This is a genomic window from Chloroflexota bacterium (assembly GCA_026389585.1).
Taxonomy (GTDB): Bacteria; Chloroflexota; Dehalococcoidia; order UBA2247; family RBG-13-53-26; genus JAPLHP01.
The window spans coordinates 1-11931 of the sequence record JAPLHP010000028.1 but is presented as its reverse complement, the minus strand read 5'-3'; the positions used below and the strand labels follow the sequence as shown (position 1 = coordinate 11931).

At 52.4% G+C, this 11931-nt stretch carries 15 protein-coding genes, 1 tRNA gene and 1 pseudogene; 4 read left to right on the top strand and 13 right to left on the bottom strand.

The window, feature by feature from the left end; genetic code table 11:
* Positions 1-247: 247 nt before the first annotated feature.
* Both NTZ04_02275 and NTZ04_02270 read right to left on the bottom strand, forming a co-directional pair.
* Positions 248-424 (bottom strand): hypothetical protein, encoded by a 177-nt coding sequence (locus NTZ04_02275; GenBank protein ID MCX5991147.1) that lies wholly within the window; start codon positions 422-424, stop codon positions 248-250.
* Positions 425-434: 10 nt separating this feature from the next.
* Positions 435-902 (bottom strand): DDE-type integrase/transposase/recombinase, encoded by a 468-nt coding sequence (locus tag NTZ04_02270; protein MCX5991146.1) that lies wholly within the window; start codon positions 900-902, stop codon positions 435-437.
* 63 nt (positions 903-965) lie between these two features.
* Between NTZ04_02270 and NTZ04_02265 the strand changes: the two genes are divergently transcribed.
* Positions 966-2036, top strand: a complete 1071-nt coding sequence (locus NTZ04_02265) for an IS630 family transposase (protein MCX5991145.1) — start codon at positions 966-968, stop codon at positions 2034-2036.
* A 24-nt stretch (positions 2037-2060) separates the two neighbouring features.
* Here NTZ04_02265 and hisI read toward each other — a convergent pair.
* The 6 genes and pseudogenes from hisI to rpiB all read right to left on the bottom strand — a co-directional run bounded on the left by hisI (position 2061) and on the right by rpiB (position 7115).
* Positions 2061-2363 (bottom strand): annotated as a pseudogene (gene hisI / locus NTZ04_02260) (phosphoribosyl-AMP cyclohydrolase).
* A gap of 36 nt (positions 2364-2399) precedes the next feature.
* Positions 2400-3113 carry a 1-(5-phosphoribosyl)-5-[(5-phosphoribosylamino)methylideneamino]imidazole-4-carboxamide isomerase gene (gene hisA, locus NTZ04_02255; protein MCX5991144.1) on the bottom strand — a complete coding sequence of 238 codons (714 nt, stop codon included), beginning with the start codon at positions 3111-3113 and terminating at the stop codon, positions 2400-2402.
* A 1-nt stretch (position 3114) separates the two neighbouring features.
* Complete coding sequence (locus tag NTZ04_02250; protein MCX5991143.1) at positions 3115-3648, bottom strand: cob(I)yrinic acid a,c-diamide adenosyltransferase; 534 nt, start codon at positions 3646-3648, stop codon at positions 3115-3117.
* Positions 3649-4674, bottom strand: coding sequence for a polyprenyl synthetase family protein (locus NTZ04_02245; GenBank protein MCX5991142.1), 1026 nt, complete (start codon positions 4672-4674; stop codon positions 3649-3651).
* Positions 4675-4721: 47 nt separating this feature from the next.
* Entirely contained in the window at positions 4722-6614 is a 1893-nt protein-coding gene (gene dxs / locus NTZ04_02240; GenBank protein MCX5991141.1) for a 1-deoxy-D-xylulose-5-phosphate synthase, read from the bottom strand.
* Positions 6615-6674: 60 nt separating this feature from the next.
* Positions 6675-7115 (bottom strand): ribose 5-phosphate isomerase B, encoded by a 441-nt coding sequence (gene rpiB, locus NTZ04_02235; GenBank protein MCX5991140.1) that lies wholly within the window; start codon positions 7113-7115, stop codon positions 6675-6677.
* A 191-nt stretch (positions 7116-7306) separates the two neighbouring features.
* On the opposite strand from rpiB, the gene NTZ04_02230 reads away from it, so the two are divergent.
* The 3 genes from NTZ04_02230 to NTZ04_02220 all read left to right on the top strand — a co-directional run bounded on the left by NTZ04_02230 (position 7307) and on the right by NTZ04_02220 (position 8400).
* Positions 7307-7380 (top strand) — tRNA-Asp (locus NTZ04_02230).
* Positions 7381-7759: 379 nt separating this feature from the next.
* Positions 7760-8014, top strand: a complete 255-nt coding sequence (locus NTZ04_02225; protein MCX5991139.1) for a DUF433 domain-containing protein — start codon at positions 7760-7762, stop codon at positions 8012-8014.
* On the top strand, positions 8011-8400 hold the full coding sequence (locus tag NTZ04_02220) for a hypothetical protein (protein ID MCX5991138.1): 390 nt from the start codon (positions 8011-8013) through the stop codon (positions 8398-8400). Before NTZ04_02225 ends, NTZ04_02220 begins: the two co-directional genes overlap by 4 nt.
* A 247-nt stretch (positions 8401-8647) precedes the next feature.
* Here NTZ04_02220 and NTZ04_02215 read toward each other — a convergent pair whose 3' ends face one another.
* From NTZ04_02215 to NTZ04_02195, 5 genes are all read right to left on the bottom strand, one after another.
* Complete coding sequence (locus NTZ04_02215; GenBank protein MCX5991137.1) at positions 8648-9070, bottom strand: PIN domain-containing protein; 423 nt, start codon at positions 9068-9070, stop codon at positions 8648-8650.
* Positions 9060-9266 (bottom strand): type II toxin-antitoxin system VapB family antitoxin, encoded by a 207-nt coding sequence (locus NTZ04_02210; protein MCX5991136.1) that lies wholly within the window; start codon positions 9264-9266, stop codon positions 9060-9062. Before NTZ04_02210 ends, NTZ04_02215 begins: the two co-directional genes overlap by 11 nt.
* Positions 9267-10027: 761 nt before the next feature.
* Positions 10028-10513 carry a thioesterase family protein gene (locus NTZ04_02205; GenBank protein MCX5991135.1) on the bottom strand — a complete coding sequence of 162 codons (486 nt, stop codon included), beginning with the start codon at positions 10511-10513 and terminating at the stop codon, positions 10028-10030.
* 143 nt (positions 10514-10656) lie between these two features.
* Positions 10657-11394, bottom strand: a complete 738-nt coding sequence (locus NTZ04_02200) for an ABC transporter permease subunit (GenBank protein MCX5991134.1) — start codon at positions 11392-11394, stop codon at positions 10657-10659.
* 5 nt (positions 11395-11399) lie between these two features.
* Positions 11400-11931, bottom strand: a 532-nt coding sequence (locus tag NTZ04_02195; protein MCX5991133.1) for an ABC transporter ATP-binding protein, incomplete at its 5' end; no start/stop codon positions are given.

The following is an 11931-nucleotide window of genomic DNA, read 5'->3' as shown; positions in this document are numbered from 1 at the left end:
TGAGTTGATCCATGCCATTAAGGAGTACCTGACAATATCCAATGCCGACCCTAAACCGTTGGTGTGGAAAGCCTCCGCCAAAGCCATTCTTGACAAGCTCGCTCGTTGTAAAGCAGTTTATGAAACACTAGACTAGGAGGGCACAGGCTTTGTGCATGATATTTGTCATGGCTGGAATAACCCAAATCGGCCTTGAGCTAAGCGAGACACACGAAAGCTCGCTAGGGTAGAAAAGATGGTCAAAGAGCTAAAACTGGCCTGTTCCCGTTGACATCGGAACATAGGCTTCTCTCCCTGTTACTGACAGATAAAGCGTATTCATCCAATCGTGAAGCATAGCCTCCACGACTTCGTAAGGAACACCATATTTCTGGGACAGTCCCTGAGCCACTTCTTCAAATGATTGCAGGGTATTACCGGCCATTCATTCCCTCCTAAAACCCCCATTCGTTTTTCTGCCGTAGTGTGGTCGTCTGTATAGACGACTTCTGGTATTTCACAAGCTCCGTCCAGTTGGTCACAGGGGCTTTAATGCCTGCGACTTCTGCGGGTGTCCTGTTACTCAGGCTCATGTGCGGCCTGAAAAAGTCGTAGTGTATCACGAACCCGTCGAGAATGTGCTCTGCCGTCTCTTTGGTCTTGAACCCTCGGAGAACCTTAGTCCTAGCCTTTATTGTGCCGTGGAAGCGTTCAATGAGGTTCGTGTTGATGTCCTCGGAGAACCCCTGAGACTGGACATGGTGCGCGTGAGCACCAAACACAAGCTCTATGCCGTCGATATAGGCTGCCAGCTTGTCCGAGATGATGACCTTCGGAGGCTTCCCCGCTTTCTGCCAAGCCCTCCGCATGAGCGTAGCAGCGTCCAGCGTGGTGCGGGTTCTGGACAGATGAGAGGCTAACAGGAACCTAGTACTTAGTTGCGCAGTTAGCTAGACGATAGTAAGGCGATGTGTTATAGTAGACACATGCGTAAACCAGAGACTGTGATCGCATTGGCAGTGGAAGAACGACAGAATCTAAAGGAGATGGTCAAGTGCCGGACAGCTCCGTACCGAGACGTGCAGCGAGCACGTCTCATCCTGCTGGCCGCGGAAGGGATGAGCAATACTGCGATAGCACAGGAGGTAGGGCTATCGCGTGCCAGGGTAGTGTTGTGGCGACAGAGGTTTGTTGGCTCTCGTCTGGCAGGGTTGAAGGACATGCCTCGGCCGGGTGCAGCGCCCAAGTATGGCAGGGATACCGAGCGCCGTATTCTGATGCAGTTAGACGCCTCTCCACCATCGGGTTATGCCAGTTGGACGGGGAGACTGGTGGCCCAAGCATTAGGTGATGTATCCCCTCATCAGGTATGGCGGGTACTGAGGATACACGGGATTCACCTCAGAAGGCGGCGGAGTTGGTGTGTCAGTACAGATCCGCAGTTTGCCGAGAAGGCTGCTGACATTGTAGCTCTGTATCTGGACCCGCCAGAAAATGCCTTGGTGCTGAGTGTAGACGAGAAGCCAGCCATTCAGGCTCTGGAGCGGGCCCAAGGCTGGCTGCGTTTGCCCAATGGAGAAGCTGTCCGGGGGTTCAGTCATGAGTACAAACGTCATGGCACTACTACTCTCTTCGCCGCCCTGGATGTAGCCACCGGTTTAGTAAAAACCGGCCATTACCGCCGGCGTCGACGCCGTGAGTTTTTGGATTTCATGAACCGTATCATTGCCCAGTACCCCGACCGCAAGTTGCATGTCATCCTGGATAACCTGAATATTCACAAGCCCAAGCATGACCGCTGGTTATCCCGCCACCCTAACGTCTTCTTGCACTACACTCCCACCCATGCCTCTTGGCTAAACCAAGTGGAATGTTGGTTCAGCATCCTCTGGCGCCAGGCACTGCAAGGGTTGAATGCCACCTCACTCCAAGACGTCTGCCGTGCTATAGACTCTTTTACCCTGGCACATAACGAACATGCAGAACCCTTCGAATGGACCAAGAGAGTAATACACCCTGGTCACCTAAAACATATGTATGGAGATTTATGCAACTAAGTACTAGTGTCATTCCTCCGGCTCTAGCTCCTGGAAGAAGCAGGTTCTATTCCCCGTATGACAGACAGGCCCGGCGGGCTTCACTTTAAGGAGCAGGGTATCTTCATCGCAGTCCTTTAACACTGCCTCCAGGTTGAGATAGTTGCCTGACGTTGCTCCTTTGTGCCATAGTTCCTGGCGGCTGCGACTATAGAACCATACCTGTCCTGTCTCCAGGGTCTTGCTCAGGGATTGCCGATTCATATAGCCAAGCATCAATACCTCGTTGGAATCGAAATCCTGCACTATTGCCGGAATAAGCCCTTTTTCATTGAACTTCAACATTTGTCTACCGTCCTTCCGCCGATGGTATTGAGCATATCTTTAGTAGAAGGCTGCCAGGGCCTCCTCCAGTTTTATGTCTCCAGTGTAAAGGGCTCTGCCTATAATGGCACCCTCCACACCGAGCTGGCTCAGTTCTCGGAGATGGCTTATTGAGGTGACACCGCCCGAGGCGATAATGGGAAGACTTGTCTCCTTAACCAATTCGGCAATAGCTTCAAAGTTCGGTTGGGTGAGTGTGCCGTCCCTCAGGATGTCGGTATAGATAAACCGCCTTGCACCGAGTGTTATCATCTGTTGGATTAGCGCTAAAGCCGTGATAGTAGTCTTCTTCTGCCAGCCTTGGGTGGCAACATATCCCTCCCGGGCGTCAATGCCGATAATGATGGCCTCACCGTACTGCTGGCAGGCTTCCTTGACCAGCACGGGGTTTTCCATTGCTACGGTACCAAGGATGACCCTTTGTACACCCTTTTTCAGCAATCGCCTTATCACTTCGATCTGGCGAATACCTCCCCCTACCTGAACGGGGATCTTGAGCGCTCCCGCTATTTCACTGATCGCTTTCGAATGGCATGGTTCACCCTTTGCAGCGCCATCAAGGTCAATCAGATGCAGTCTGGGAGCTCCCAAAGACTCCCATTGTCTGGCAGTGCCCACGGGGTCGTCTGAGAAAACGGTCTCTCTTTTGTAGTCGCCCTGGTAAAGGCGGACACACCTGCCGCCCTTGAGGTCAATGGAGGGGATTACTTCCATATCACTTCTCAGGGCTCACATTTTCATAGTGAGCCAGCGCGAATAGCAGATCAGCCAGGCGGTTCAGGTATTTAAGCACTTCCTCATTCGGCAGCAGCTTGTTCTGCTGCAAACTGACCGCTCTTCTTTCTGCCCTCCTGACGACGGAACGGGCCATGTGTATGACCGCAGAGCCAGCGCTGTCACCCGGCGTAGTGAAATCCCGGGGCATTTCCACTTCTTTTTCCAGTTCATCAATGAAGTCCTCTATCTGCTGTACCTTTTGAGCGTTTATCACCGGGTGCTTGCGGACGAACTGGGGATATGCTTGCGCTGGCGTAGCCAATTCGCTGGCCAGGATAAACAGGCCCTCTTGCACGCTGTGGAGTATATATTGAACCTTCTTTTTCTTGGACAGAGATCGGGCCAGTCCCAGAGTAGCCACAGCTTCGTCTACAGTGCCGTAGGCTTCGCAGTGTGGGTCTGACTTGGGAACCCTGACATCGTAAAGGAGGCTTGTCTCTCCTTTGTCCCCCTTTTTGTTGAAGGTCTTCATCTACTTACCCTCCTGTCGCAGAAGAAAGGTGGCTACCTCTCTCAATTCCTGTGCGGCCGATGAAGGCAACTGTGCCCTCTCAAGGTCCTTGAGACTCTGAAGGTGGTATTTGTCCCTTATTTGTTCTGTATAGGCTTGGGCGTCTGTGCTGTCCAGTATACGGAGCACCCGCCCGACGTCATTGGGAGATATCCTTGCCTTCCTGTAGATCTTCAGGAATCCCTCTCTTTCTGTGCCTTCTGACTTGTGTAGAGCATATATTACAGGAAGAGTCTTCTTCTTGCTTCTGACATCGGTATAGGGGGCTTCTTTGCCACCTTCGTTATCCCCCCAGATACCCTGCAGGTCGTTTTGTATCTGATAAGCCATGCCCAGATTTCGGCCAAAAGAACAAAGCGAGGAGATCTGCGCCTGGTTTTCTGTTCCCAGGAAAGCGCCGAAATGAAGTGAGCATTCGAAGAGGGCAGCCGTTTTCTTGTCAATCATGTCCAGATACTGGTCAATGCTGATATCAAGGTATTTTTCGAACTCAATATCGAGGTACTGCCCCTCGCACAATCGAAGACTGGCCTGATTCAACTGCCTGGAGAGGAGTATTATCTTCTGTGAAGGTATGCCTGTTCCCTCAAGCCTGAATAGGGCCAACTGTGCCAGTACATACATAGAATCGCCTGCATTTATCGCCTGGGCTTCACCCCATACTTTCCACACCGTGGGACGGTTCCGCCGTTCCCAGCTCCCATCCTGGATGTCATCATGGATGAGGGAGAAGTTATGTATAAGCTCAACAGCAGCAGCAGCTGGAAGTGCTGAATGCCAATCGCCTCCCACTGCCTCGCAGGCAAGCAGACACAGAGTGGGCCGTGACAACTTACCGGAGCTTTGCTGATTTTGCCCTCTCTCGTCAACCCACCCGAGGTGGTAGCGCATCATGGTATAAAGTGGTGATGCGCTATCGCTCAGAACCGATCTGAGTTCTACTTCCATCTCGTTCAGATATCTATGGAAAGGAGTAGGTAAAGACATCTCTTTGGTCTCACAGCAAAGGGGCCTGAAATAGGGCAAACACTATCCTAAGAAGGTGACGGACCTACCGTCAGCCCCTGCTTTTGGGAATGTCTGGGAAGCTCGGGGAAAGAGCTTAAAACCTGGTGGGCTATCCCCGGAGCGTCGAGATTGTATATAGAACGAAGGATAGATTGGGAGCCGTGCTCTATGAAAACCGGGGGCAGCCCATGACATTTAACTTGAACATCCCGAATTCGGTTGTCCTGCAATAGCTGCATCACTGCACTGCCGAATCCACCAGCAATAACATTTTCCTCCACTGTAAGCAGCCGCTTGACCTTCTTGGCGGTATCCACGATAAGCTGGGAGTCCAGGGGGCTAACAAAGCGGGCGTTAACCACAGCGCACTCCACCCCCACATCCGAGAGTGCCTTGGCTGCCTCCAGCGAGGGATACACTGTGGCACCCAGAGCCAGAATGGCCACGTCTTTTCCACTGCGGAGCACCTCTCCTTTGCCAATAGGCAGCTCCTGGAGGCTTGTTTCCAGCGCTGCCCCCGGCCCGGAGCCCCTGGGGTAACGTATCGCCATGGGGCGGTTTGCTTTCACTGCAGTATAGATCAGGTGCTGCAGTTCATTCTCGTCTTTCGGGGCAGAAATCACCATATTGGGTATGCAGCCAAGATACGAAAGGTCCAGGGTTCCCTGGTGAGTCTTGCCATCTTCTCCCACGATACCGCTGCGGTCGATGACGAAAACAACAGGCAACATCTGGATACAGACATCATGAACGATCTGGTCGAAGGCACGCTGCAAAAATGTTGAGTATACAGCCACTATGGGAATGAAGCCTCTGGTGGCCAGGCCGGCAGCAAAGGTAACCGCATGCTCTTCGCAGATACCCACATCAAAGACGCGATTGGGGATCTCTTTGGCCACAGTAGCCAAACCGGTGCCATCAATCATGGCAGGAGTGATCAATACTATCCTGGGGTTCTCCCGGGCGATGCGCAGCACTGTTTGGCCCATGATGTCGCTATAGGTAGCCTTGTTGCTCTTGAAGTTGCCTACTGATATGCCATGGAAACCAACAGCGTCATTCTCTGCCGGGTGATATCCCTTGCCCTTGGTGGTGATAACATGAATGAAGGTAGGGCCCTTACCATAGCTCTTTGCCTGGGAAAGAGCTGCCTCAAGGGCAGCGATGTTATGTCCGTCAACAGGCCCCAGGTAGGCGAAACCCAGTTCTTCCCAGATTATTCTGGGAAGAAGGATGCCCTTGATGCTCCTCTTTACTCGCTGGCCCACTCTATAACCTAAGGGCAACTTGGTAGCCATCCCGGACAGCCCTCTTTCGACTCGAAGGAAGCGATCGTCAAAACGGACTTTGTTGAGTACCTTGGATATGGCGCCAACGCTGGGCGATATGGCCATGCCGTTATCATTCAACACTACAATCATCCGGCTGCGCAATTGCCCTGCCTGGTTCAAACCCTCCAGGGCCATTCCCCCTGTCAGGGCACCATCGCCGGTGACTGCCACTACATGATAATCTTCTCCTGACAGATCCCTGGCGATGGCCATCCCCAGGGCAGCCGAGATGGAGGTGCTGGCATGTCCTGCCCCGAAGGCATCGTGGGGGCTTTCGCTGCGGTCAGTGAACCCTGATAGACCGCCGTACTGGCGGAGTGTAGAGAAGCGCTCTCTGCGGCCGGTCAACAGCTTGTGGACATATGATTGGTGCCCTACGTCCCAGATAATCTTGTCTCTCGGGCTATCGAAGACCCGGTGCATGGCAATAGTCAGTTCGACTACCCCCAGATTGGATGCCAGGTGTCCCCCATTAGCCTCCACCATGCTCACCAAGTCCTCCCTCAGTTCAGCAGCAAGGGTTTCCAACTGCTGAGGGGACAATCCTCTCAAATCCTCCGGGCTATTGATCTTATCCAAAATCCTCAACTTCAACCTCTTGTGTTAAAGTCCTGCCTCATGCCATGTTAACAGCGCATATCGAGGCTCTCAATTTGTCTCCAGAGCCCTTACCTTTTCCAGGCGTCGGGAGTGCCTTCCTCCTTCGAAATCGGTATCCAGGAAGGTTTGCACAATCTCCGTAGCCAATCCTGGCCCCACCATATCTTCACCCAGGCAAAGCATATTGGTATTGTTATGCTGCCGGGCACGACGGGCCGAAAAGGTGTCGTTGCATGTGGCGGCCCTGATTCCCATGACCTTATTTGCGGCTATGCACATGCCAATGCCGCTGCTGCATACCAGAATGCCAAAGACGAATTGCCCTCCAGTCACAGACTCAGCCACCTTTTGGGCAATGTCGGGATAATCCACCGTAGCTGCATCATAGGAGCCGAAATCCTGATAGGTATGCCCCTTCTTGGTGATAATACTGATCACCAAGCGTTTAAGATTCAACCCTCTATGATCACAACCCACGGCTATGTGCATTGTTTCGTTCTAACCTGCGTCCCTTACTGTTGCCTGTATTATATGCCTGTCAGCACGTTGAATCAATTCTTGACAGCGAAACCTCGCAAAGGTAAACTCTGATGATCGGAGACCTTTGAGGTCCTTATCGCGGGCATTCTGTCAGGAAGAGGGAAAGGTGAGGATTTCTGAGAAGGCCTGATTAGTAGCTTGGCCCCGTGGTGTAGCGGTCTAACATGCCACCCTGTCACGGTGGAGATCAGGGGTTCGAATCCCCTCGGGGTCGTTTCCACTACTTCTCTGTTGACATTTTCCCTGTAGGAGCTCCATCCTATCTCTTGGTTACTCCAAGAGATAGGATGGAAGTTGCCACCTGAACTCTTGGAGACCATTTCCCTCAAGTGCGCAACTACAAGCCTTCGAACCATAGCAGAGGAATATGGTGTATCTTATGAATCCGTGAGACGAGCAGTGCTACAACCAAAGCCTCCGCAAACTGGCGAAGACGCATGGCATGTCCCACAAAACGATCCGAAGAAACCTGCGAAGCTCGCCCTAAAGAGCGTTTGTGGTATAATTGCGTCAGATTCAGATATTGAAATCGTGCTAGGATTCCGAACCAGGCAGTTGAAATGAAAGTCCCACCCAAAAAGGAGCGAACTCCAATGGCCACCAAAATGCTCGGACGTTATATTGTTGCAGACCCTGCAATCTGTCACGGTCAGCCTGCCTTCCGTGGCACCAGGATACTGCTCTCAGATGTTCTGGAGCAGCTAGCCAACGGCATGACCTGGGAGGCCATCATCGAAGAGTGGCATGGTCAACTGACCAAGGAAGCCATCGCTGAAGCGATTCGCTTAGCTCACCAAGCTCTTCAAACTCATACCAAGGAATTGGTTGCGCAGTCAGTTGACGGATGATCATACTGGACGAAAACATCCCGGAAAGTCAGCGCCAGCTCTTGCGAAGCTGGCGCATTCATATCCGCCAGGTCGGCCCTGAAATAGGCCACCAGGGGATGAAGGACAAAGAGATCATCTCGCTTCTGCATCGATTCCCCCGTTCCACCTTCTTCACTCGTGACTTCGGCTTCTATGACCCCCGGCTGCGTCATGCAGACTATTGCCTGGTCTATCTCTCTGTTGGGCAATACGAAGTGGCCAGCTTCATACGGCGTTTTCTACGACACTCCGTGTTCAAGACCCAAGCCAAACGAAACAGAGCGGTAATCCGCCTGAGCCAGATAGGGTTATCAGGGTGGCGCCTTGGTCAGAATACAGAACAGAAGCTGAAGTGGACAACCTGAGACCCTGCACATGGCCCAATCATCAACCACCCCCGTCCCCCAACCAGGGCTTGGAAGGCCCTCTTTTGCGCATCAATGCTGTAGCCCTCGACCTGCTCCTCATTGCTGACTCTAGCGTAAAGCGCTGCTCTCATCATGCCTCCTGCGGAATAGATCGCCGTTTGTCTCAGGCAATTATGTTTGGGCTTGGAGTTGCCTGGTATCCTGGCTTATGTGTCTGACCAAAGTGACCGGGTGCAACTACAGTCTAAGACCGTTTCGGAAGGTGACTTTCTACCTTCAGTGGAAGATGGGCGGCGATTAGATCGAAGTGGCGGTCACGGTGAATCAGCGTAGTCTGATTCTGGATAGCCACAGCGGCTATGAGTAGATCTGTGAAAGGGGCTGATATCCCCACCTGCCTGAGCTCGAACCCAATGTGGGCTGCCTCATCCCAGGACTCCTCAGGCACTGGAAGTGGATGCAATCCCGCAAGCAGGCGGTCGATCTGCCGGTATTCGGCCTCACTTCGAGCCCCACCCAGAAGTTCGAGCCGTACCATGCCCGTAATGGCAACCAGGTCGGCGGCCAGCAAGTCATCCACACGCCGGGAGAGCTTCGAGCCGCCTCTACCCCTGGCAAGCACCTCCAGCCAAACAGAGGTGTCCACCAGGTAAAGGTCATCCTTCATCCCGGAGTCTCTCCAGATCCTTGGCGGTCAGATTGAGGTCCAGCGTACCGAGGGACTGGCGCAGTTCTTCCAGTCGCTGTTTCCGAATGGCTTCCCGCAGCCCAATCTCAATGGTAGCGCGGATAGTGCGAGTGCCCAGTACCCGGCGTGCTTCGTCCAGCAGTTTGTCGTCGATAACCACAGTCCGCCTTGTCAATGTGCCTCCATTATGGGTATTGATAATATGTAGACATTATACATCAGTCACAACTACAATGCAACTATTATACTGACCTCTTATTTCTCGTCAAGGTGTGCCTCTTCTATCTGGAGAAGCTCAGCTTGTGGGGGTGTTTTGGTTTTCGGAATTTTTTTAGGGAAACGAATCGTGCTTGGGGGGTGGTTCCTGGAGCGTGAAACGAATACCAAAACGAATCGGTTTTGAGGAGAGGGCTAAGTCCCCTCCTCCTCGGTGAAGGCTGCCAGTTCTGGCGTTCTCTCCAGCTTCAGTCCTTCCGCGGAAGGAGCGGGTGCCGGTTGTTTCTTCTCGGCGCGCTCCCACATCTCCAGGGTGACTGGGACTGGGGACGGGAGACCGAGTTCGTCTGTCTCCTGTCATCGGTCTTCTGTCGGGCGTAGGCGTCTGAGCGTTTTCTTGCGGTGTGGCATTTCTAAGAATACACAGGGTTAGAGAGAGATTGGGGGCGAATGTGATCCGCGTAGGGATTGAGCGCCGGCCTGATTGTCCGCCGTTGTGGTCAGCGGAGTTCCTGAGTGAGGCGGTGGTGGTCGTCTGTTGACAGCGATGGTGGCCTTCACGGTGCTGGTGGTGGGGGTCTATATTGCGGGGTATCGGTGAGTTCGTCGGCTATTGGGATGTCTGCCATTCCATGCGTACGTGAGTGGGGGTTGATAACTTATATCTCGATGATGTTTTGGGCAACTAACGTGGCGACCCAGATGCACGCCAGCGCCATCTCAAGCGACAAGGAACGTGCCGATGCCGGTAGCAATCAGGCTCTGCTCCTCGTTCTTCATTTCCATGCGGATGACGATCACGTTTTTGCCGTCGCGCAGGACGAAGCCTGTGACTGTGAACTCCTTGCCCTTGCCCGGCCGTAGGTAATCGACACGCTGGTCAATGGTCCTTATAGCGCCCATCCTCTTGAGCTGCTCCTCCACAGGACGATCCTTGATATCCCTTATCTGGTGCCAGGATGCAACTGCGCCCCCCAAGACATCAATCATGCAGGAAATAACTCCCCCATGGAGGATGCGCAGGCCCGGGTGCCCGCACAGGTCGTCGCGCATGGAAAACCTGATGCGCACGTTGTCATCGTCCGTCGACTCAACCGTGACACCCATAAGCTCGAGGAAGGGATGATACCTGGTCATAAGTGCCATGCCACCCTTCAGTACCTGGGTCTTCTCATTATCAAAGACCGGCAATTTGTCGTCTTTCATTCTTCCTTTCCTCAATAGTTTGTTGTACGTTTATCATAGTTGACAACGTTGGGGATGTTTGCCCTTTCATGCATATGTTTCAGTCTGATATCTGGATCAATATTCCCTTGTAGATGTAGCTACATTTGCGGTAGTCTGAGGGATCACGTCCATTTCGTGAGTATCTCTTCCCTTTGGAAGGTCTTCGTGTTGATAAAGAAGAGAATCACATCAACCAAGAGGATAACGCCAGAAATGATAAAAAGGTTGTTCGTGTTAAGAGATACTGAGCCTATCTCGCTCGCAACATAAATTGCGCCAAACGGGAGCGCTATGAGTCCCCCCAAAAGCTGGGCAGCACGCACGTCGCTTGCTCTGGCCGATATGATGACACTCGCCTGGACGGAAAGAATGGCCGACAGTGGTGCGACCACTAAGAGTATTATGCCCATGGTCCAATTCGGGAAATAAGAATAGCCCAACGTCTGGTGAGTTAACTGATCTATAAGCGCCATAAAGACTGCGGCGCCAATATAGATTGCCACGATGGGCGGCAAGAAGGCCGCAATGCTTTTGCCCAGAAGAAGCTCGCCATCCGTTATGGGCGTTGCCAAAAGCGGCTCAAGACTCTTCTCGACCTTTTCGCCCACCAAGCTGTAAGAAGCTATGGCCGTAGGCAGGTATGCTGCCAAGATGACAAAGAAGAATGAGAATGCGTTTAATAATCTCGGCAAGACAGAAAGCGGAATGCCCCCGTGTTTGTATCCGACAAAATGAACCACCAGTGGAAGACCAATGGAAACAATAAGCGGGAAGAGGATGACCGAACGCAGGACGCTCTTGTTTCTCCTGAATATCCGGAGGTCTTTGGCGGCAATGATCCACGCTTTTGACAGTCTCATTTTATCTACTTCACTGTTTTTAGGTAAACATCCTCTAATGTCGGGCTGAGCTCAGTGACCAACTTTATGCGACCACCAGCAGAGACGATGGCTTCAATAATAGCAGGATTAGCTGTGTCGACATTACCCACGTCTATAATCAATTTGTTGTCTGATATCTCGACCTTGTGTGTTGTCACCCTCTTGACTGCGCTGACAATAGCTTCGTTAACCTGGGCAAGCTGGATTTCAGTCTTGACCCCCCCGAGAGATTCCTTCAACTGTTGCGGAGTGCCTACGGTCAACAATCTGGTCTTCAATATCCCGATTCGGTCACATATCCTTTGCGCTTCATCAAGGTTGTGGGTATTGAGAAAAATAGTCCTGTTTTCCTTCTTAAGCTCGACAATAAAATCCCTGACTGTTTTAGATGCTTCCGGATCCAGGTTGGCCGTAGGTTCGTCCATGAACAAAACTTTTGGTTCGTGAACAAGGGCGCGCGCGATCGCCAGTTTTTGTTTCATTCCTTTGGATAGCGTTCCGGCGGCGACATCTTTT

What these genes read in the sequence shown, in the direction of transcription:
- NTZ04_02275 (MCX5991147.1), bottom strand. Translation starts at nt 424, where the DNA reads ATGGCCGGTAATACCCTGCAATCATTTGAAGAAGTGGCTCAGGGACTG.
- NTZ04_02265 (MCX5991145.1), top strand. Translation starts at nt 966, where the DNA reads ATGCGTAAACCAGAGACTGTGATCGCATTGGCAGTGGAAGAACGACAG.
- hisA (MCX5991144.1), bottom strand. Translation starts at nt 3,113, where the DNA reads ATGGAAGTAATCCCCTCCATTGACCTCAAGGGCGGCAGGTGTGTCCGC.
- NTZ04_02250 (MCX5991143.1), bottom strand. Translation starts at nt 3,648, where the DNA reads ATGAAGACCTTCAACAAAAAGGGGGACAAAGGAGAGACAAGCCTCCTT.
- NTZ04_02245 (MCX5991142.1), bottom strand. Translation starts at nt 4,674, where the DNA reads ATGTCTTTACCTACTCCTTTCCATAGATATCTGAACGAGATGGAAGTA.
- rpiB (MCX5991140.1), bottom strand. Translation starts at nt 7,115, where the DNA reads ATGCACATAGCCGTGGGTTGTGATCATAGAGGGTTGAATCTTAAACGC.
- NTZ04_02225 (MCX5991139.1), top strand. Translation starts at nt 7,760, where the DNA reads ATGGCCACCAAAATGCTCGGACGTTATATTGTTGCAGACCCTGCAATC.
- NTZ04_02220 (MCX5991138.1), top strand. Translation starts at nt 8,011, where the DNA reads ATGATCATACTGGACGAAAACATCCCGGAAAGTCAGCGCCAGCTCTTG.
- NTZ04_02215 (MCX5991137.1), bottom strand. Translation starts at nt 9,070, where the DNA reads ATGAAGGATGACCTTTACCTGGTGGACACCTCTGTTTGGCTGGAGGTG.
- NTZ04_02205 (MCX5991135.1), bottom strand. Translation starts at nt 10,513, where the DNA reads ATGAAAGACGACAAATTGCCGGTCTTTGATAATGAGAAGACCCAGGTA.
- NTZ04_02200 (MCX5991134.1), bottom strand. Translation starts at nt 11,394, where the DNA reads ATGAGACTGTCAAAAGCGTGGATCATTGCCGCCAAAGACCTCCGGATA.